We start from the raw sequence: 17,935 nt of genomic DNA on the forward strand, positions 1-17,935 counted from the left end.
TCGCGCCCGATACGCCCGCTGGTTTCCGCCGCGAGATTCATGCACACTCGGCGTCATCGCGCGCCACGCGCCGCAGACGGCAGGAATCGCCTCATGCAACGACAATTCGACGATCTGCTGCTGGGCAGCATCGAGCTGTTCTGCCTCGCCGCCGAACTCGGCAGCTTCACGCTGGCGGCCAACGCGGCGAGCGTCACGCCGGCCGCGGTCAGCCGTTCGGTCGCGCGGCTCGAGGCGCGTCTCGGCGTGCGGCTGTTCGTGCGCACGACCCGCCAGATCCGCCTGACCGATTCCGGCCGCCGCTATTTCGAGCAGTGTCGCGACGCGCTGTCGCAACTCGTCGACGCGGAGCGCGAGGCGACCGGCCAGCAGGCGACGCCCGCCGGCGTGCTGCGGATCAGCATGCCGACACCGTACGGGCACTATCGCGTGCTGCCGCTGCTGCCGGCGTTTCGCGAGCGGTATCCGGACGTGCGCGTCGACACCCACCTGAGCAACCGCAACATCGATTTCGCCGAGGAAGGCTACGATCTCGCGATCCGCGGCAGCGCGCCGGCCGATTCGAACCTGATCGCACGCAAGCTGGAGGATGCCGAGCTCGTGATCGTCGCGACGCCCGGCTACCTGAAGCGCGCGGGCACGCCGACCGCCGTCGACGACCTGCATGCACATGAATGCATCCAGTTCGAGCTGCCGAGCAGCGGGCGAACGATTCCGTGGCTGTTCAACGATGGATCGGACGGGATCGACGTCGCAACGACCGGAAGCTACGGCACGTCGGGCGACTATCTTGCCGGTGTGACGCTCGCGCGCAGCGGTGCGGGCCTGTTCCAGACCTATCGCTTCATCGTCGAGCAGGATCTGCGGGCCGGCACGCTCGTGGAAGTGCTGCCCGGCCTCGGCGGCCGGTCGCGGCCGTTCATGCTGCTGTATCCGCATGCGCGCTTTTTGTCGTCGCGCGTGCGCGTGTTCGTCGACTTTCTCGTCGAGCACCTGGCGCGCGCGCCGGCCACGCAGCCGGCCGGGACACGCGCCAGACGAGCCGGCGCATCGCGTTAGGCGCGCCGGCTCGCGGTTTCGACACCGCGCGTCAATGCCCGGCGCTCTGGCCGCCGTCGACATGCAGGATCTCGCCCGTGACGAACTGCGCCGAATCCAGGTACAGGATCGCGTCGACGATGTCGCTCATTTCGCCCATGCGGCCGACCGGATGCAGCGACGCGAGCGTCGCGTGCGTTTCGGGCGCGTGCATCGGCGACTTGATGATCCCGGGCGACACCGCATTCACGCGAATGCCGGCCTTCGCATACTCGATTGCGAGCGACTTCGTCGCCGCATTCAATCCGCCTTTCGTCAGCGACGCGAGCACCGACGGCACGTTGTTGTTCGCGTGATCGACCAGGCTCGTCGTGATGCTGACCACGTGGCCGCCGCCGTGCTTCTGCATCGCGGCGATCGCATGCTGCGTGACGTGGAAGAAGCCGCTCAGGTTGACGTTCGTGATCTGCGCATAGTCGTCCGCGGTGTACTGCGTGAACGGCTTCGCGATGAAGATGCCCGCGTTGTTGACGAGCGTGTCGACGCGGCCGAAGCGTTCGATGGCGGCGTCGACCACGCGCCGTGCGACGGCCGCGTCGCCGATGTCGCCCGCGACGGTGACGAGGTCGGGATCGTTCGACGGCCCGATCGAACGTGACGTTGCGACGACGCGATGGCCGCGGGCCCGGAATGCGTCGACCGTTGCCGCGCCGATGCCTTGCGATGCGCCGGTGACGATGATGACTTTGGATGCGCTCATGATTTGCCTCGATGGGTGAAGGGTTCTCGGCTTCGGTGCCGACCGGATCCGTGAATCCGATGGGCGAACTGTAGGCGCGCCGCCTGCGATCTCGAATACCCACCGTGGAGCAACAGTCTTGCGTCGGGGGAACAAATGCGGGGAGGGGTGGCGGGTTGCGAGTCAGGCTAGTGGGCGCGTGGAGTGGACGGCCCGACGCCGGGCATCGGCACTGTGTTGCCCGACTGCACGCGTTCAGCCTCTTCACAGGGAGGCCGGCTCAAATGCCCGCGATATTCGCGGTTGAACGGCGATGCGCCTGCTGCTCGCCCATACGGCGCCCGACGTCGCCCTCGATGCGCTCAATCGTGGCGCGAACTCACCGAAAGGAACGATTTTCCTGCGGCCTGACGAGCCGATTCATCTGTCACAAAACACGCAGTTGGATAATCTGTCACGTCTATCCGGATAACTTTTCTTATCAAAATAGCACCATGAAGAATCCAAACTCGCCGATTCGAAAACGCGTCTGATACCCGACGTCCGGGCCGCCTTCGTGCTTCTCGCTGCTGAACCGAGGGCAGGGAAGCGAACATTCGCGGTGCGCCGTCAATCCGGTGCGTTGATCCGCGCCAGCAGCACCGTCAGCACATCGGCCGTCGCGCGGGCGACATCCTGCGAAGTCGTATCGACGAGCGCATGCGCGCATTCGCGATACAGCGGGTCGCGCAAGCGGTACAACGCGGCGAGCGTTTGCCGCGGGTCGGCCACCCGCAGCAGCGGCCGGCGCGGGTCGTCGCGCGTGCGGCGCCACAGCGCGTCCGGGTCCGCATGCAGGTAGATCACGCAACCGCGCTCGCTCATGCGCGCGCGGTTGCGTGGATTCAGCACCGCGCCCCCGCCGGTCGCCACGACGGCGTTCGGGCGCTGCGTCAGTTCGTCGACGATCTGCGTTTCGAGCAGACGAAAGCCGCCTTCGCCGACCTGATCGAACAGTGCGGCGACCGAACGTCCGGTGCGCCGCTCGATCTCGTCGTCGCTGTCGACAAACGTCCAGCCGAGCGATGCCGCGAGCGCGCGGCCGAGCGTCGATTTGCCGGCGCCCATCATGCCGACCAGGATTGCGCGGGCGGGCAGGGCGCGCGCGTCGGCGGCCGCGACGACGGCGCTCACAGGCGCCGCGCGAGCGGCCAGCCGGCCCGCGTTGCCGCACTGATCCGCCGTGCGCGCACCGCGTCCGACAGCGTGTCGAGCGCCGCGCCGGTGGTTGCGTCGTCGGCGTCGAGCAGCGCGCCGAGTACCTGTCCGCCCGGATCGCCTGCCGCGATATGCTCGGCCGCATCCGCCGCGACGGTTTGCGGCGTGCGCGCGGGCGCTTCGTCGCGTTCGGGCCGCCGCCATCCGTTGCGCAGGTCGCGCCATCGCACCACCAGGCCGCAGAACAGCCCGCCGCTCGGCACAGTTGCGTCATCGGCCGGCGCCACCGTGTCGCCGGGCGTCGCGCACTGCGTGACCCAGCTCGCGAACTCGAGCAGCGACGCGTCGTGAGCGAGCGTGGCCGTGTCGAGCGCGACGGTCACGCCGGCATCCCGCAACCGCCCGAGCAGCGGCCGCACCCCGTCGTGCGCGCCGCCGCACGGCTGCAGCAGCACCTCGAGTTCGTCCTCGTGGCGCTCGACGAGCGCGCGGTGCCGCCCGAGCGCTGCCGGCTCGAGCAACGCCTGCGCGGCCTGCCGGACGATGACGATCGCGCGATCGTCGCGACGCTCGACGATCGCGCCGATCCGGCGCCGGGCGCGCGCCACCCCGGCGCTCACGTACCGCTCCCGACATGGCGCGCGCGCATCACAGCGAACCCTGGAATTCGAGCACGCGTGCCTTGAACTCGTCGGGCACGGCCTGCGTCGTGTTGTTCGCGTAATCGAACATCACGTGCGTCGACATGCCGCGCGCGACGATGGTCTGGTCGTCACGCTCCATCAGGTGTTCGAGATCGAAGCTCTTGCTGCCGAAACGCACGATGCTCGACCGGATCGTCAGGTTGTCGCCGAATTGCGCCGGTGCGAGGTACTCGCATTGCGTCTTCACCATGATGTGCGGCAGCTTCTCGCTCCGCGGCAGGCCGAGGAGATCGAACATGTAGCTGAGGTACGAATGCTGCAGATAATCGTAATAGACGGGACTGCTCACATGCCCCATCGAATCCGTATCGCGATATTTGACGTGAATGGGCGTTTCATAATGACGCTTCGACATGGTGGTTCTCCGCAATGACTGGGTTGATTTATATATTTGTTCCTGATTGGCCCGTCAGGAATTTGAAAATTAATCGAACGCCTATCGGGACGCCACTATCAGAACGAATAGCGACCCGCCGCGAAGCGCCACGCACTCCGCATCCCCAACCCGAGCAACTACTCCCGGGTTCCCCGCTGGAAATGGAATTTCCATCCCGCCAAACATCTCAAGAACGGCAAAGCTGATGCCTCTATTTCCCGAAGTCGCGCTTATTTCTGTCATTCATAAGGATATGAATTGGAAACTGGTAAATATGTTAGTTGCGCTCGGAAAGAGCCATTCAATACAGTCGCGCTGTAGTAAAAAATCCACCGAATTATCGACAGGAGGGCAGTCCCCATGCATGCGAATACCTGGACGACGCACCGCGACGCCGTGCTGCACTTGCCGTCCCCCGCCGATCTGGCCGGCGCGCTGCAGCCTGCGTTGCGCGCGACGCGCACGGTTCATCAGGCTCGCCACGCGATCGTCGACGTGTTGAACGGCACGGACGACCGTCTCGTGGTCATCGCCGGCCCGTGCTCGGTGCACGACCCGGCCGCCGCGCGCGACTATGCGGCGCGGCTCGCGCTGCAACGCGCGCGATTCGCGGACGAGCTGGAAATCGTGATGCGCGTGTACTTCGAGAAGCCGCGCACGACGGTCGGCTGGAAAGGGCTCATCAACGATCCGCTGCTGGACGGCAGCGAACGGATCGACGCCGGGCTGCATACGGCCCGCGCGCTGCTGTGCGACATCAACGGGGCGGAGATGCCGGCGGCGACCGAGTTTCTCGATCCGCTGTCGCCGCGCTATCTGGCCGACCTGGTCGCGTGGGGGGCCATCGGCGCGCGCACCGTGGAATCGCAGGTGCATCGCGAGCTGGCGTCGTCGCTGCCGATCCCGATCGGCTTCAAGAACGGCACCGACGGGAACGTCCAGGTGGCCGTCGATGCGATGCGCGCGGCCGCGCGAGCGCATCGCTTCCTGTCGGTCGATGCGGGCGGGCGGCTATGTGCGACGGCGTCGCCCGGCAATCCGCATACGCATGTCGTGCTGCGCGGCGGGCGCGAACCGAATTTCGACGCGGCGGCCGTGAATGCCGTGTGCGAGCGCATGGTGGCCGCGCAATGCGCGCCGCGCGTGATGATCGACATCAGCCACGGCAACAGCCGCCGCCAGTTCCGCAATCAACTGGGCGTCGGCACGGCCGTCGCCGCGCAGGTCGCGGCCGGCGACGCGCGCATCGTCGGCGTGCTGATCGAGTCGAACCTGATCGAAGGGCGCCAGGATCTCGTGCCCGGCATGCCGCTGCGCTACGGGCAGAGCATCACCGATGCGTGCCTGTCGTTCGCCGATACCACGCCGCTCCTCGAGACGCTCGCCTACGCAGTGCGGGCGCGCCGGCGTGGCCATGCGCCGACGCCTGACCTCGACTTCGCGCGCGAGCCGCTGCTCGCGTGCTGCGCGTGAGCGGCCCGGCGCGACGCAATCAGATTTCGGCTTCGTCGTAGATCCGTGTCGCGTCGCCGGCCCACGCGTCGCGATAGCGGGCGAGCCAATGCTCGGCCTGGGTCGGCGCACCGGCAACGATCTCGTCGAGCGGCGCGAGATACACGGATTCGTCGCGGCCGGCCGCGTCCCTGCGTGCCCGCGCGCGCAGGCCGCGATGCGCGATCGCCAGCGCATCGGCCGCGAATGCGCGCAACGGGCGGCCGTCGACCGAGGCGCCCAACCCGAAACGCGGCACGTCGCGACGCAGGGTCAGCAACGCGCCGCGGTCGATCGCGGCGGACAGCGTCTCGGCCTCCGACAGCGCGGCCGGATCGTAGAGCAGGCCGGTCCAGAACGCGGACAGCGCGACCATCATCGCGGGCGAGCCCGCATCGGCGCCGCGCATCTCGAGATAGCGCTTGAGCCGCACTTCGGTGAAAACCGTCGTCAGATGATCGGCGAAATCGCCGAGCGTCGGCGTGTCGCCCTCGAGGTGCGGAATGCGGCGTCGCATGAAATCGCGGAACGTCCAGCCGGTCGCATCCGTGTAGCGGTCGCCGCGCCGCACGAAGTACATCGGCACATTGTCGAGCAGCCAGCTCACGTAGCGCTCGAAACCGAAGCTGCGGGACAGGAACAGCGCGGGCGCCCCGCAGCGGTCCTCGTCGGTGTCGAGCCACGTGTGTGCGCGCGTCGACAGCAGGCCGGTCGGCCGGCCTTCCGCGAACGGCGAATTCGCGAACAGCGCGGTGGCAACGGGCTGCAGCGCGAGCGACACGCGCATCTTGCGCGCCATGTCGCTTTCCGACGCGAAATCGAGATTGACCTGCACGGTGCAGGTGCGCTGCATCATGTCGAGCCCGCGCGTGCCGACGCGCGGCATATAGCGCTGCATGATCCTGTAACGCTGCTTCGGCATCCAAGGCAGCGCCGCACGCGCCAGGTGAGGGTGAAAACCCAGCGGCGCGCAGCGCAGGCCGAGCGGCCCGCATGCGTCGCGGGCCGCGGCAAGGTGCGCATGCAGTTCGGCATGCGTGTCGTGCAGCGTATCGAGCGGCGCGCCCGACAGTTCGAGCTGGCCGGCCGGCTCGAGCGAGATCGCGGCGCCGTCGGGCTGGATCACGCCGACGATCCGTCCGGCATCGACGATCGGCGTCCCGTCGCGTTGCAGCCGCGCGAGCACCGCGGCGATCCCCGAGGGCCCGTCGTAAGGCGCGGCGGCGTGTGTCGCACGCGCGACGACAAACTTCTCGTGCTCGGTTCCGATCCGGAATTGCGCGGCCGGCTTGCAGCCGGCGGCCAGATGATCGGCGAGCTGTTGCTCGGAGACGATCGGCGTGTGGTCCGACCCAACGGCATTCGACATCGACACCCTCCACAAGTCACATTGAGCGACCGACCGGCCGGTCACACGACGACTATAGCGACGTCGGTGCGGGTGCTGTACTGGCAGGGGTGATAGGGGCGGGGGACACCGCACCGCGCTACGGCTACGGCTGCCGGCGCTTCGCGAAGTAATGCGCGGGCGAATCGCCGAACGCGCGGCGGAACATCGCGATGAAGTTGCTCGGCGTCGCATAGCCCAGCGCGTCGGCGATGTTGGCGACGCTGTCGCCGCTCGCGAGGCGTTCGAGCGCGTGCGTCAGGCGCGCCTGCTGGCGCCACTGCGCGAAGCTCGTGCCGGTTTCCGCGACGAACAGCCGGCTCAGCGTGCGGGCGGACAGCCCGGCCCATTCGGCCCACGCTTCGAGCGTGCGGCTGTCGTGCGGCTGCCCGAGGATCGCGTTCGCGATGCGCAGCAGCCGCCGGTCGCGCGGCATCGGCAGGTGCAGCGGCTCGTGCGGCGCGCGGCGCATCTCGTCGAGCAGCACGATGCTGATGCGCGCCTGCTCGATGTCGAGCCGATCCTGGTCGGCCCACGATACCGCGCGCCGCACGAGCGCGCGCATCAACTCGGTGATCGCGATCACGCACGGCTGATCGGGCATTCGCCGGCTCGCGGCCGGTGCGATCACGACGCTCCAGCCGCTCAATGCGCCGCTGATGCTGACCTTGTGCTGCTCGCCCGGCGGAATCCAGCCGGCGCGATGCGGCGGCAGCAGCCACGAACCATGCGGCGTGCGCACGTGCGCGAAACCGCTTTCCACGCAGAACACCTGGCCGCGCAGATGGCTGTGCCAGTCGACCTCGCGGGTGCCGAGCCGATAGGTGTTGCTGCCGTCGTCCTCGCCCCAGACGGCGATCAGCGACGGGCCGTCCTCACGCTCGCTCGGATCGGAGTCGGCGCGCTGCACGGTGCGCGGGGGAGAAGTGTCTCGGATGGGCATGGCCGGAATTCATTATTTTTTGTCTAAACAACATTATCAGCTTTGTCCGGGGGCGTCCAACAATGCGTGTCGTGTTCAAACCGATACGAAGCAGAGGAATGCGATGCATGCAGCACTTGCTCCCTGGACACGCGATGCCGGCGCACTGCGCGCGATGTCGCGAATCGCCGTCGCCGCGGCGCTCGTCATGCTCGGCGCGTGCGCGAGCCGCGACGGGCTCGCGCCGGCCGGCACGCTGCGCGGCGCCGATACGCTTGCCGCATCGCGCAGCCTCGCGCAGGTGCCTGCCGCCGACTGGCCGGCCGCCGACTGGTGGCGCGCGCTGAACGATGCGCAACTGAGCGCGCTGATCGACGAGGCACTCGCCGGCAACCCCGATCTCGCGACCGCCGACGCGCGCGCACGCGAAGCGCAGGCGCTGGTGATCGAGGCGCAGGCCGCGCGGTTGCCGCACCTCGTCGGCCGTGCGAGCGCGAAGGCCGAGCGGCTTTCCGGCACCCAGTTTTCGTCGGGCGAGGGCGGCGGCTTCTTCAGCCACACGCGCGAGATCAATCTCGGCCTGAGCTGGGATCTCGATCTGTGGGGCGGCCGCCGGGCCGCGTGGGAAGCCGCGCTCGGCGAAGCGCGCGCCGCGCAAGTCGATGCGCAGGCCGCACGCGTGCTGCTGTCGGTCAACGTTGCGCGCGCCTACGTGAATCTCGCATACGCCTTCGACCAGCAGGACGTCGCGCGGGCCGAATACGAGCGGGCCGACGAAGCGCTCACGCTCACGCGCCAGCGCGTCACGAAAGGCATCGACAACGTCGCGCAGCAGCGCCAGGCGGAAAGCGAAGTCGCGGCCGCGACGCGCGAGCAGGCCCGCACCGCGCAGGCGATCGACAGTGCGCGCATCGCGCTCGCGATCCTGCTCGGCGCGGGCCCCGATCGCGGCCTCGCGCTGGTGCGGCCCGCGCCGTTGCCGGCCGCCGCGCTCGCGGTACCGGCCGACCTGCCGGCCGCGCTGCTGGGCCGGCGCGCCGACCTCGTCGCCGCGCGCTGGCGGGTCGAGGCGGCCAGCCGCAACGTCGCGGCCGCCCGTGCGGATTTCCTGCCCAACGTCAGCCTCACCGCGCTGATCGGGCTCGCGACGCGTGGCGGCGCCTCGCTGTTCCAGGCCGCATCGCGCACCTACAACGCCAGCCCGGCCGTGAGCCTGCCGATCTTCGACGGCGGCGAACGGCGCGGCGTGCTGCGCAGGCGCGACGCGCAATACGACCTCGCGGTCGCCGGCTACAACAAGACGCTGATCGGTGCGATCGGCGAAGTCGCCGACGATCTGCACCGGCTGCATTCGCTCGCCGTGCAGACCGATGCGCAGCAGCGTGCGTTCGACTCCGCCACCGATGCGTGGCGGCTCGCGGACGCGCGCTACCGGGCCGGCGTCGGCAGCTACCTCGATGCGCTCGTCGTGCGCCAGCAACTGCTGGTCGCGAGCCGCGAGGTCGCCGCGCTGCGCGCGCAGCGCGCGGACCAGTCGCTGCAGCTCGTCGCCGCGCTCGGCGGCGGCTTCCGCGCCGAGCCGGACGACGCCGCGCTTGCCGCCACTCCTTCCCAACGTCCTTGATATCGAACCATGAGCAGCGACAACTCCCTGCAGACTCCCGCGCGACCGGCCGCCGCCGAAACCGCCAGCGCCCGCCAGCAGCCGGCGGCCGATCACACCGCCGCGCCGCGCGCGCCGGGCGGGCCGGGTGGCCCTGATGCCCGCACGCAACCGGCACCGGGCGGCGGCGCGCCCGCAACGCCGCCCGCACCGCCTGCGCGGCGCAAGCATCTGGTGCGCGCGCTCATCGCCGTGTTCGCACTCGGCATCATCGGCTGGGGCATCTGGTACGTGATCGTCGGGCGCTGGTACGAATCCACCGACAACGCGTACGCGCAAGGCAACGTCGTCGAGCTGACACCGCAGGTGACGGGCACCGTCGTGTCGATCGACGCGGACGACGGCAACCTCGTGCGCGCCGGCACGCCGCTCGTCCGACTCGACCCGAGCGACGCGCAGATCGCGCTCGCGACCGCGCAGGCCGATCTCGCGGCAACGGTGCGCAAGGTGCGCGGCCTGTACAGCAACGAGCGCGGGCTCGCGAACAGCATCGACGGCGCACGCGCCGAACTCGACACGCGCCGCACCGCGCTCGACAAGGCGAAGGCCGACTACAGCCGCCGCGAGGATCTCGGCCGCTCCGGCGCGATTTCACGCGAGGAACTCGCGCATGCCCGCGACACGCTGACGTCCGCACAAAGTGCTTACGCGGCCGCGCAGAGCGCGCTCGCGACGCTGAGCGAGCAGCACCAGACGAGCAAGGCGCTGATCGACGACACCGCGGTCGCGTCGCACCCGGACGTGCAGGCCGCGGCCGAACGGCTGCGGGCCGCCTACCTCGCGCATGCCCGCACCGCCATCGTCGCGCCGGTGACCGGCTATGTCGCGAAGCGGACGGTGCAGGTCGGGCAGCGCGTGTCGCCCGGCGTGCCGCTGCTCGCGGTCGTGCCGCTGCGCGAACTGTGGGTCGACGCGAACTTCACCGAGAAGCAGCTCGAGCACATGCGCATCGGGCAGCCGGTCGAGCTGACCGCCGACCTGTACGGCGACGCGGTGCGCTATACCGGCCGCGTGCAGAGCCTCGGCGTCGGCACCGGCAGCGCGTTCTCGCTGCTGCCCGCGCAGAACGCAACGGGCAACTGGATCAAGATCGTGCAGCGGCTGCCGGTCCGCATCGAACTGACCGACCCGGCGCAGCTCGACGCGCATCCGCTGCGCATCGGCCTGTCGATGCACGCACGCGTCGACCAGCACGATCGCAGCGGGGCGATGCTGTCGCATCGCGAGCAGCGCGCGCCGCTGTTCCGCACCGACGTGTACCGTGACGAGCTCGCGCGTGCCGACACCCTGATCGCCGAGGTCATCCATGCGAACCTGCCGGCGGCGGTGCGCGCGGAGGCGGTGCGATGAGCGGCCCGATGGCGGCCGCCGACAGCGGCTTTCGTCCGTCGAGCGTCGGGCTCACGACCTTCGGCCTCGCGCTCGCGGTCTTCATGCAGGTGCTCGACGGCACCGTCGCGAACGTGTCGCTGCCGACGATCGCCGGCAACTTCGGCGTGAGCACGACGCAGAGCGCATGGGTCGTCACGACGTTCTCGGTCAGCAACGCGATCGCGCTGCCGCTGACCGGGTTTCTCGTCAAGCGCGTCGGGCAGGTGCGGCTGTTCGTGTGGGCGACGCTCGCGTTCACGTTCGCGTCGCTCCTGTGCGGCTTCGCGCAGAACCTGCCGCAGCTCATCGCGTTCCGCGCGCTGCAGGGCCTGGTGGCCGGGCCGATGATCCCGACCACGCAGGCGCTGATGCTGTCGATCTACCCGCCGCAGCGGCGCGGCTTCGCGTTGTCCATGATCGCGATGGTCACCGTCGTCGCGCCGATCGCGGGGCCCGTGTTCGGCGGCTGGGTCACCGAGCATTACTCGTGGCGCTGGGCATTCCTGATCAACCTGCCGATCGGCGTGTTCGCCGCGATGTGCGTGTTCGCGCAAATGCGTGCGCGCGTCGAGACGACGGTCGCCGCGCGTGTCGACTATGTCGGCCTCGCCGCGCTGATCGTCGGCGTCGGCGCACTGCAGATCGTGCTCGACAAGGGCAATGAAGCCGACTGGTTCAACTCGACGTTCATCGTCGTGATGTCGGTGGTCGCCGCGTTCGGCATCGCGCTGTTCGTGATCTGGGAGCTCAACGAGCCGAACCCGATCGTGAACCTGCGGCTCTTCGCGCATCGAAACTTCGCGGCCGGCACGCTGACGCTCGTGCTCGCCTATTCGGCGTTCTTCGCGGTCAACGTGATCGTGCCGCAGTGGCTGCAGCGCACGCTCGGCTACACGGCGTTCTGGGCCGGGCTCGCCGTCGCGCCGATGGGCGTGATCCCGGTGCTGATGACGCCATTCATGGGCAAGTACGCACCGCGCTTCAACATGCGCGTGCTCGTGTGCTGCGCGTTCGCGATCCTCGGCACGTCGTCGTTCCTGCGTGCGGGCTTCGTGCCCGACATCGACTTCACGCACATCGCGCTGATCCAGCTGCTACAGGGCCTCGGCCTCGCACTGTTCATCATGCCGATCAACAGCATCCTGCTGTCCGACCTGAAGCCGGACGAGATCGCCGCCGGCTCCGGCCTGTCGACGTTCCTGCGCACGCTCGGCGCGAGCTTCGCGGTGTCGATCACGTCGTTCCTGTGGGACCGGCGCGCCATTCTGCACCACGCACAGCTCAGCGAGCACGTGAGCGCGTTCGATCCGGCGGTGCGCGCCGAGGTCGCCCGGCTCGGCGGCGGCGATCCGCAACGCGCGGCCACGCTGCTGAGCAACCTGGTCGATGCGCAGGCGTACCAGATCTCGTTCAACGACGTTTCGTTCGCGCTCGGCTGCGTGTATCTCGCCGTGATCGCGGTGGTCTGGCTCGCCCGTCCGCCGTTCGGACCCGGCGCGGCCGCAAAACGATGAAGCGGGCGCTGCGCGGCCCGTTCCGACCCATGCTGTTCAATTCGATGGAGGTTGTCCCGATGCCTACCCACCATGCCGGCGCCATGCCGCCCGACCTGGCGACGCTCGCCGTGTTCGACGTGACGGAATTCCCGTTCGTCGTCGTGCGCAACGATGCGATCGCATCCACCGGCTACGCGCAGCGCTGGCTCGACGACATGCACGTGCTGATGCGGCACGGCGAGCCGTTTGTCATGATCTTTCCGCCGGCCCGCCCGGAGGAAGCGCACGACGACCGCAAGGAACGCGGGATGTGGCTCAAGCAGAACCGCGCCGCGCTCGCCGCGGTCTGCCGTGCGCTCATCACGATCGAACCGGACCCGGCCGAGCGTGAAGCGGCCCGCGCGAACGCATCCGGCATCGAAAAGGCGTTCGGCATTCCGTTAGACGTGACGGCTTCGCTCGACGACGCGAAGCAGGCAGGCCGGCAACGTCTGGCCGAGGCGGTCTAGCGCGGCCCGTTCGCGCGCAACGCCTCGAACCGGTTGCGCAAGTCCGCCTGGATGCAGATTCCAACTAAACGAACGGGGTGGCTTGTATGTATGGACTGGATTGTCTGAAATGGTTGGTACCCGGCGACACGGACGCGTCATGGCAGAGAATGACCGACGCGGCCGCCGGAATGGGGTTCGACAAGGTCGTGCTGATCGTGCTGCCGTTTGCCGGCGCGTCGTTCGATCTCGCGCGCAAATGGAGCAGCGGCGTGCCCGGCTGGACGGCGCTGTACCGGCAGCGCCAGTTCGACCGCGTCGACCCGATGCTGCGGCACTGCTTCCGTTCGGCACTGCCGCTCGTCTGGGACGACGCACTGTTCGCGCTGCCGGAGCAGCGCCCGTGTTACGAAGCGGCCGCCGCGTACGGCATGCGCAGCGGCGTCGTGCTGCCGGTGCGCGGCGCGAAGGGGGAGGTCGGCATGCTGTTGTGCGCGAGCACGGACGCACTCGCCGCGACGCGCGAGCACTGCGACCGCCATCTCGCGGCGCTGACGCTGCTGCGCGACGTCGCGTGCGAAGCGATCGCCGGCACGCGCTGCCATGCGCCGCCGGACAGCGTGCCGCGCCTCAGCCGCCGGGAAGTCGAATGCCTGCGCTGGCACGCGGCCGGCAAGACGTCGTGGGAGATCGGCCACATCCTGAACGTGACCGAGTCGTGCATCAATTTCCACTTCATGAACATCCGCCGCAAGTTCAACGTGTCACGTCGGCATGAGGCCGTGCTGCGCGCGGTCGAGTGGGGCTTGATCAGCATTTCCGACGTGACCGTGCCGACCTGATGCCGGCGCATCGTCGAGCCAGCGGTCGAGAAACGCGCTGAGCCATGCGGCCGTCGCGCGATCGTGCCGCCGGCCTTCGAAAGCCTGCGTCGCAAGATCCTGCGCACCGGGCGCCGACAGCTTGTGCGCGGCGGCCGTGCTCCAGCGCCGCATCATCGGATAACTCACTTCCGGATGGAACTGGACGCCATACGCGCGCGGCCCGTAGCGGACGGCCTGGTTCTCGAAGTGCTCGCCGGTCGCGAGGATCTCGAGCCCGGCAACGCGCTCGAAGCCCTCGCGATGCCACTGGTAGACGTGCGACGGCCACGACCCGAGCCGCCGGCCGACGGGCGTCGCGGCGATCGGCCAATAGCCGATTTCCGCGCGCCCGTCGCGATGCGCGGCGACGCGGCCGCCCAGGTGACGAATCATCATCTGCGCACCGAGGCACACGCCGAGAAAGGGCACAGACTCACGCAGCGGCACGCCGATCCAGTCGATTTCATCCTGAATCCAGCGATCGCCGTCGTTGGCGCTCATCGGGCCGCCGAACACCACGGCCCCCGCATGGTCGGCCAGCGTGGCCGGCAGCGGATCGCCGAGGGGCGGGCGGCGAATGTCGAGCGGATGGCCGCGAGCGGCCAGCAGCCGGCCGATCCGGCCCGGGCTCGACTGTTCGCGATGCAGGACGATCAGGATCGGACGAAGGGCAGTGTGCGTCATGTCGTGTCGGAAGGGTCGTGAGTTCGTGAGACCGTGAGGGTCGATACGCGGGACGTCAGCCCGGCTGGCCGCGCAGCGCGTCGAACGACACCATCACCTGTTCGCGATAGGCGGGCCGCCGGCACAGGCGCGCATACCAGGCCTCGACGTGCGGCAACGGCGGCCGCTCGACGTCGAGCGCGAAATAGCGGAACAACGTCGCGCCGGCCGGAATGTCGGCCAGGCCCGGCGTCGCGCCGCCAAGGAAGGGCTGGGTCGACAGCAGCCGGTCGAGCAGCTGGAAGTGCGTCGCGCTGCGCGCGGCCTTGTCGCGCACGAGGGTATCGTCGCGCCGCTCCGGCGGCGTTCGCACGAGCGCCCAGAACAGTCCGGTCATCACGTCGGGTTCGAGCGCGGTCTGCGACCAGTCCATCCAGCGCTCCGCGCGTGAACGGGCGAACGCGTCGCGGCACCAGAACGGATTGTTCGGCACGCGCGCGGCGAGATAGCGCAGGATCGTGTGCGACTCCCACACGACGTCGCCGTCCCAGTCGATCACCGGAATCCGGCAGGTCGGGTTCAGCGCCGCGAACGCGGGCGTCTGCAGCGAACCGTGTTCGCCGCCGGCCGCGATGTGCCGGTACGGCACGCCCAGCTCGCCGATCAGCCACAACACCTTCTGCACGTTGAACGACGTGCGGCGGCCCCAGACGGTCAGCATCGCGCGGCATCCTCGCAGGCAGTGGCCTGCTGCGCGCACGCCGCATAGCGATCGAGACCGGCCGCGAGATCGGCGATCAGGTCGCCGGGATCCTCCAGGCCGATATGCAGGCGCACGCCGCGGCTGTCGGCCGGCCAACGTGCGGCGAGGCCGTGCGCGTCCAGCTCGAACGGCAACGCGAGGCTCTCGTAGCCGCCCCACGAATAGCCGAGCCCGAACAGCGCGAGGTGATCGAGAAATGCATCGACCGCGTGCCGCGGTGCCGGCTGCAGCACGATCGAGAACAGCCCCGATGCACCACGAAAATCACGGCGCCACAGCGCATGTCCGTCGTCGCCGGGCAGCGCCGGATACAGCACGCGCTGCACTTCGGGGCGCGCTGCGAGCCAGGTCGCGACCGTGAGCGCATTGCGCTGGTGCTGCCGCAACCGCACGCCGAGAGTGCGCAACCCGCGCAGCGCGAGATAGACGTCGTCGGGGCCGGCACACAGCCCGAGATCGCCATGCAGTTGCTTCAACGCGGGCCACGCGCGCTCGCTGGCCGACACGGTGCCGAGCATCGCGTCGGAATGCCCGACCAGATACTTGGTGCCGGCCTGGATCGACAGGTCGATGCCGAACGCATGCGGCTGGAAGAAGAGCGGCGTGGCCCAGCTGTTGTCCGCGATGACCAGCGCGTCGTGCGCCTGCGCGAGCCGGACGAGCGCCGGGATATCGTGCATGTCTAACGTGTAGGACCCCGGCACCTCGACGTACAACGCGCGCGTGTTCGCACGGAATGCGGCTGCGACGGGCGTGCTGCCGTCGTACCAGGTCGTCTCGACGCCGAGCCGCGCGAGCACGCCTTCGCACGCATGGCGCACCGGGCCGTAGACCGAGGCGGTCATCAGCAGGTGATCGCCGGGCTTCAGGCACGACAGCAGCGCGAGCGTGCACGCGGACAACCCCGACGGGCAAAGCACCGCGCCGGCGCCGCCTTCGAGGCTCGTCACCGCGCGCTCGAGCGCGTCGGTCGTCGGCGTGCCGCGGCGGCCGTAGATATACGGCTGCGTGCGGTTCAGCAGATCGGACACCGTCGGGCTGAGCACGGTCGACGCGTGGTAGACGGGCGGATTGACGAAGCCGTGCCAGGCCGCGCTGTCGCGGCCCGCGTGCATGAGCCGCGTATCGTCGTGCATTCGGCCGTCGATTCGATCGTCGATTCGGGTCTGCAAGGTGCCGCCCGATTGCGACGGATGTGCGGCGGACTTCAAGGCCATAGCGCGCACCGTTCCCAGCGTTGATCGGCACGACGGTACGCCTGCCGCGCGAAACGGCGCGCGCTGTCGGCACGCCAGAATTCGGCTTCGTCCGGCGCGAGCGTGTACAGGTGCCAGTCGTCCGACACGAGGGCTGGGTCGGCGGCCAGCCGCGCGAGCTGCGCGTCGATCGCGCGCGTCAGGTCGGCGGGATCGTCGAGCCGCTCGCTTTGCCGGCCTGCCAGGATGCTCGCGCGCGAGCGCTCGGGGCGGCCCGCGAAATCCGCGCGGCCTTCGGCGGCCGGCAGCCGCTCGACCGGGCCGCTCAGGCGGACCTGACTCGCGATCGCCGGCCAATAGAACGTCAGCGCGGCGAACGGCCGGTTTTCGATCTGGCGCCCCTTGGGGCTGCGCGTGCTCGCCGCGAAATGCCAGCCGCGCGCGTCGACGTTCAGCAGTACGACGGAGCGCGCATCGGGTCGCCCGTCCGGGCGGACCGTCGACAGCGTCATCACCTGCGGTTCGACGGCGCCTGCGGCAACCGCCTCGTCGAGCCAGCGTTCGAATTGCGCTTGCGGCGTGTCGGGCCAGTCCTCGGCCGGAACGTGCGGCGCCGCGTGCGCGAGGGTTTTCAGCGCCTTCAGGCGCGTGGCGATCGTATCCATGGCGGGCCTCAGGCGATGCCGAATTGCGTCGCGCGGGCGATCAGCCGATGCGCGGCGAGATAGTCGGGGACTTCCGCGAGGAAACCGTCGACCACGGCCGCGGCCACGCGGCGGCCGCCGGACTCGCGCCGTGCGGTGTCGAACGCATCGATCACGCGGCGGGCGAGGGCGACCTCGTCGGCCGTCGGCGTCAGCACGCGATTCACGACCGGCACGAACTGCCCGTTGACGATCGCCTTGGCCTGGTATCCGAGGCCGCGCGACACGCGCATGTCGAGTTCCGCGCCTTCGTTGTCGGCGTAGCTGTACGGGCAGTCGATCGCCGTGACGCCGACCGCCGCGCATTCCACCCGAAAGCGCGAACGCACATAGTCGAGCTCGCGGCCCGCGCGGGTGCGCTCGGCCGCCATGTCGGCCACCATGTCCTCGGTCGCGACCAGCACCGCCGACACGCGCGGGCTCGACCGCGCGATCGCCATCGTGTTCACGAGGCCGAGCGTCGTCTCGATGTTCGGCACCAGTTCGGTCGAGCCGGGCGCGATGTCGTATTCGCGCTCGAACCGCGTGACCGCTTCGTCGAGCGCGACGACCTGCTCGGGCGTCGCGACGTACGACATCATCACGATATCCGGCCGGCCGCGCATCGCGGCGCGCAGGTCGTCGATGCCGCCCGCATCGAGCGGGTTCACGCGCACCGACGCGAGGATGCCGGCCTCGCGCCAGCCTGCAAGCACGCGCTCGCTGAGTTCACGCGCGGCCGGACGACGGTCGGGCGGCGTAAAGGTTTCGAGTTCCTGGATCAGGACGTCAGCGCCGCTCGCGGCGCCTTCGACGAGCGCATCGTGATCGGCGCCGGCGAGGAACAGCCAGGAGCGGCGCAGGCGGGAAGGGCGTCGGTGGGTCGTTGTCATGC

Annotated in this window: 19 protein-coding genes; 8 read left to right on the top strand and 11 right to left on the bottom strand. The window is 69.3% G+C overall.

Annotated elements, in window-relative coordinates:
- Positions 1 to 93 precede the first annotated feature (93 nt).
- Positions 94 to 1,059, top strand: coding sequence for a LysR family transcriptional regulator (locus tag LXE91_RS14200; protein ID WP_039354896.1), 966 nt, complete (start codon positions 94 to 96; stop codon positions 1,057 to 1,059).
- Positions 1,060 to 1,090: 31 nt separating this feature from the next.
- On the opposite strand, the gene LXE91_RS14205 is transcribed toward LXE91_RS14200, so the two are convergent.
- Complete coding sequence (locus tag LXE91_RS14205) at positions 1,091 to 1,798, bottom strand: SDR family NAD(P)-dependent oxidoreductase (RefSeq protein ID WP_039354893.1); 708 nt, start codon at positions 1,796 to 1,798, stop codon at positions 1,091 to 1,093.
- A 292-nt stretch (positions 1,799 to 2,090) separates the two neighbouring features.
- Between LXE91_RS14205 and LXE91_RS14210 the strand changes: the two genes are divergently transcribed.
- Positions 2,091 to 2,249 (top strand): hypothetical protein, encoded by a 159-nt coding sequence (locus LXE91_RS14210; protein WP_157644963.1) that lies wholly within the window; start codon positions 2,091 to 2,093, stop codon positions 2,247 to 2,249.
- 137 nt (positions 2,250 to 2,386) lie between these two features.
- On the opposite strand, the gene LXE91_RS14215 is transcribed toward LXE91_RS14210, so the two are convergent.
- The 3 genes from LXE91_RS14215 to LXE91_RS14225 are packed head-to-tail and all read right to left on the bottom strand — an operon-like array spanning position 2,387 to position 4,033.
- The gene (locus LXE91_RS14215; RefSeq protein ID WP_052760008.1) at positions 2,387 to 2,950 is read right to left on the bottom strand and encodes a shikimate kinase; all 564 of its coding nucleotides are present in this window, start codon (positions 2,948 to 2,950) and stop codon (positions 2,387 to 2,389) included.
- Complete coding sequence (locus LXE91_RS14220; RefSeq protein ID WP_046196761.1) at positions 2,947 to 3,594, bottom strand: hypothetical protein; 648 nt, start codon at positions 3,592 to 3,594, stop codon at positions 2,947 to 2,949. Before LXE91_RS14220 ends, LXE91_RS14215 begins: the two co-directional genes overlap by 4 nt.
- A gap of 28 nt (positions 3,595 to 3,622) precedes the next feature.
- The gene (locus LXE91_RS14225; protein ID WP_039354887.1) at positions 3,623 to 4,033 is read right to left on the bottom strand and encodes an acyl-CoA thioesterase; all 411 of its coding nucleotides are present in this window, start codon (positions 4,031 to 4,033) and stop codon (positions 3,623 to 3,625) included.
- Between the two features lie 381 nt (positions 4,034 to 4,414).
- Between LXE91_RS14225 and LXE91_RS14230 the strand changes: the two genes are divergently transcribed.
- A complete protein-coding gene (locus tag LXE91_RS14230; RefSeq protein ID WP_063779151.1) occupies positions 4,415 to 5,527 on the top strand; it encodes a 3-deoxy-7-phosphoheptulonate synthase in 1,113 nt (370 codons plus the stop codon).
- A 19-nt stretch (positions 5,528 to 5,546) separates the two neighbouring features.
- On the opposite strand, the gene LXE91_RS14235 is transcribed toward LXE91_RS14230, so the two are convergent.
- A complete protein-coding gene (locus LXE91_RS14235) occupies positions 5,547 to 6,914 on the bottom strand; it encodes a glutamate--cysteine ligase (RefSeq protein WP_039354883.1) in 1,368 nt (455 codons plus the stop codon).
- 124 nt (positions 6,915 to 7,038) lie between these two features.
- Positions 7,039 to 7,875, bottom strand: coding sequence for an AraC family transcriptional regulator (locus tag LXE91_RS14240; protein WP_039364066.1), 837 nt, complete (start codon positions 7,873 to 7,875; stop codon positions 7,039 to 7,041).
- 103 nt (positions 7,876 to 7,978) lie between these two features.
- Here LXE91_RS14240 and LXE91_RS14245 point away from each other — a divergent pair, with 103 nt between their 5' ends.
- From LXE91_RS14245 to LXE91_RS14265, 5 genes are all read left to right on the top strand, one after another.
- Entirely contained in the window at positions 7,979 to 9,478 is a 1,500-nt protein-coding gene (locus LXE91_RS14245; RefSeq protein ID WP_046196762.1) for an efflux transporter outer membrane subunit, read from the top strand.
- A gap of 9 nt (positions 9,479 to 9,487) precedes the next feature.
- The gene (locus LXE91_RS14250) at positions 9,488 to 10,867 is read left to right on the top strand and encodes an HlyD/EmrA/EmrK family protein (protein ID WP_039364063.1); all 1,380 of its coding nucleotides are present in this window, start codon (positions 9,488 to 9,490) and stop codon (positions 10,865 to 10,867) included.
- Positions 10,864 to 12,402, top strand: a complete 1,539-nt coding sequence (locus LXE91_RS14255) for a DHA2 family efflux MFS transporter permease subunit (protein WP_039364060.1) — start codon at positions 10,864 to 10,866, stop codon at positions 12,400 to 12,402. The genes LXE91_RS14250 and LXE91_RS14255 overlap by 4 nt, the downstream gene beginning before the upstream one ends.
- A gap of 59 nt (positions 12,403 to 12,461) precedes the next feature.
- Complete coding sequence (locus tag LXE91_RS14260; RefSeq protein ID WP_052760024.1) at positions 12,462 to 12,893, top strand: hypothetical protein; 432 nt, start codon at positions 12,462 to 12,464, stop codon at positions 12,891 to 12,893.
- 86 nt (positions 12,894 to 12,979) lie between these two features.
- Positions 12,980 to 13,714 (top strand): autoinducer binding domain-containing protein, encoded by a 735-nt coding sequence (locus LXE91_RS14265; RefSeq protein ID WP_082139436.1) that lies wholly within the window; start codon positions 12,980 to 12,982, stop codon positions 13,712 to 13,714.
- Here LXE91_RS14265 and LXE91_RS14270 read toward each other — a convergent pair.
- The 5 genes from LXE91_RS14270 to LXE91_RS14290 form a co-directional block, all read right to left on the bottom strand.
- Entirely contained in the window at positions 13,637 to 14,419 is a 783-nt protein-coding gene (locus LXE91_RS14270) for a glutamine amidotransferase (RefSeq protein ID WP_046196764.1), read from the bottom strand. The genes LXE91_RS14265 and LXE91_RS14270 overlap by 78 nt on opposite strands.
- A gap of 55 nt (positions 14,420 to 14,474) precedes the next feature.
- Entirely contained in the window at positions 14,475 to 15,119 is a 645-nt protein-coding gene (locus LXE91_RS14275) for a glutathione S-transferase family protein (RefSeq protein WP_039364056.1), read from the bottom strand.
- On the bottom strand, positions 15,113 to 16,297 hold the full coding sequence (metC, locus tag LXE91_RS14280) for a cystathionine beta-lyase (RefSeq protein ID WP_046543567.1): 1,185 nt from the start codon (positions 16,295 to 16,297) through the stop codon (positions 15,113 to 15,115). The genes LXE91_RS14275 and metC overlap by 7 nt, the downstream gene beginning before the upstream one ends.
- A 71-nt stretch (positions 16,298 to 16,368) precedes the next feature.
- Positions 16,369 to 17,022, bottom strand: a complete 654-nt coding sequence (locus LXE91_RS14285; protein WP_039364055.1) for a pyridoxine/pyridoxamine 5'-phosphate oxidase — start codon at positions 17,020 to 17,022, stop codon at positions 16,369 to 16,371.
- Between the two features lie 8 nt (positions 17,023 to 17,030).
- Positions 17,031 to 17,933 (bottom strand): HpcH/HpaI aldolase/citrate lyase family protein, encoded by a 903-nt coding sequence (locus LXE91_RS14290; protein WP_039364054.1) that lies wholly within the window; start codon positions 17,931 to 17,933, stop codon positions 17,031 to 17,033.
- Positions 17,934 to 17,935 lie beyond the last annotated feature (2 nt).

The organism is Burkholderia contaminans, from assembly GCF_029633825.1.
GTDB lineage: Bacteria > Pseudomonadota > Gammaproteobacteria > Burkholderiales > Burkholderiaceae > Burkholderia > Burkholderia contaminans.

Coding starts and splice junctions, on each gene's coding strand:
- LXE91_RS14225 (WP_039354887.1), bottom strand. CDS start 4,033: ATGTCGAAGCGTCATTATGAAACGCCCATTCACGTCAAATATCGCGAT.
- LXE91_RS14205 (WP_039354893.1), bottom strand. CDS start 1,798: ATGAGCGCATCCAAAGTCATCATCGTCACCGGCGCATCGCAAGGCATC.
- LXE91_RS14250 (WP_039364063.1), top strand. CDS start 9,488: ATGAGCAGCGACAACTCCCTGCAGACTCCCGCGCGACCGGCCGCCGCC.
- metC (WP_046543567.1), bottom strand. CDS start 16,297: ATGCACGACGATACGCGGCTCATGCACGCGGGCCGCGACAGCGCGGCC.
- LXE91_RS14210 (WP_157644963.1), top strand. CDS start 2,091: ATGCGCCTGCTGCTCGCCCATACGGCGCCCGACGTCGCCCTCGATGCG.
- LXE91_RS14230 (WP_063779151.1), top strand. CDS start 4,415: ATGCATGCGAATACCTGGACGACGCACCGCGACGCCGTGCTGCACTTG.
- LXE91_RS14275 (WP_039364056.1), bottom strand. CDS start 15,119: ATGCTGACCGTCTGGGGCCGCCGCACGTCGTTCAACGTGCAGAAGGTG.
- LXE91_RS14255 (WP_039364060.1), top strand. CDS start 10,864: ATGAGCGGCCCGATGGCGGCCGCCGACAGCGGCTTTCGTCCGTCGAGC.
- LXE91_RS14265 (WP_082139436.1), top strand. CDS start 12,980: ATGTATGGACTGGATTGTCTGAAATGGTTGGTACCCGGCGACACGGAC.
- LXE91_RS14270 (WP_046196764.1), bottom strand. CDS start 14,419: ATGACGCACACTGCCCTTCGTCCGATCCTGATCGTCCTGCATCGCGAA.
- LXE91_RS14290 (WP_039364054.1), bottom strand. CDS start 17,933: ATGACAACGACCCACCGACGCCCTTCCCGCCTGCGCCGCTCCTGGCTG.
- LXE91_RS14245 (WP_046196762.1), top strand. CDS start 7,979: ATGCATGCAGCACTTGCTCCCTGGACACGCGATGCCGGCGCACTGCGC.
- LXE91_RS14285 (WP_039364055.1), bottom strand. CDS start 17,022: ATGGATACGATCGCCACGCGCCTGAAGGCGCTGAAAACCCTCGCGCAC.
- LXE91_RS14235 (WP_039354883.1), bottom strand. CDS start 6,914: ATGTCGAATGCCGTTGGGTCGGACCACACGCCGATCGTCTCCGAGCAA.
- LXE91_RS14260 (WP_052760024.1), top strand. CDS start 12,462: ATGCCTACCCACCATGCCGGCGCCATGCCGCCCGACCTGGCGACGCTC.
- LXE91_RS14200 (WP_039354896.1), top strand. CDS start 94: ATGCAACGACAATTCGACGATCTGCTGCTGGGCAGCATCGAGCTGTTC.
- LXE91_RS14240 (WP_039364066.1), bottom strand. CDS start 7,875: ATGCCCATCCGAGACACTTCTCCCCCGCGCACCGTGCAGCGCGCCGAC.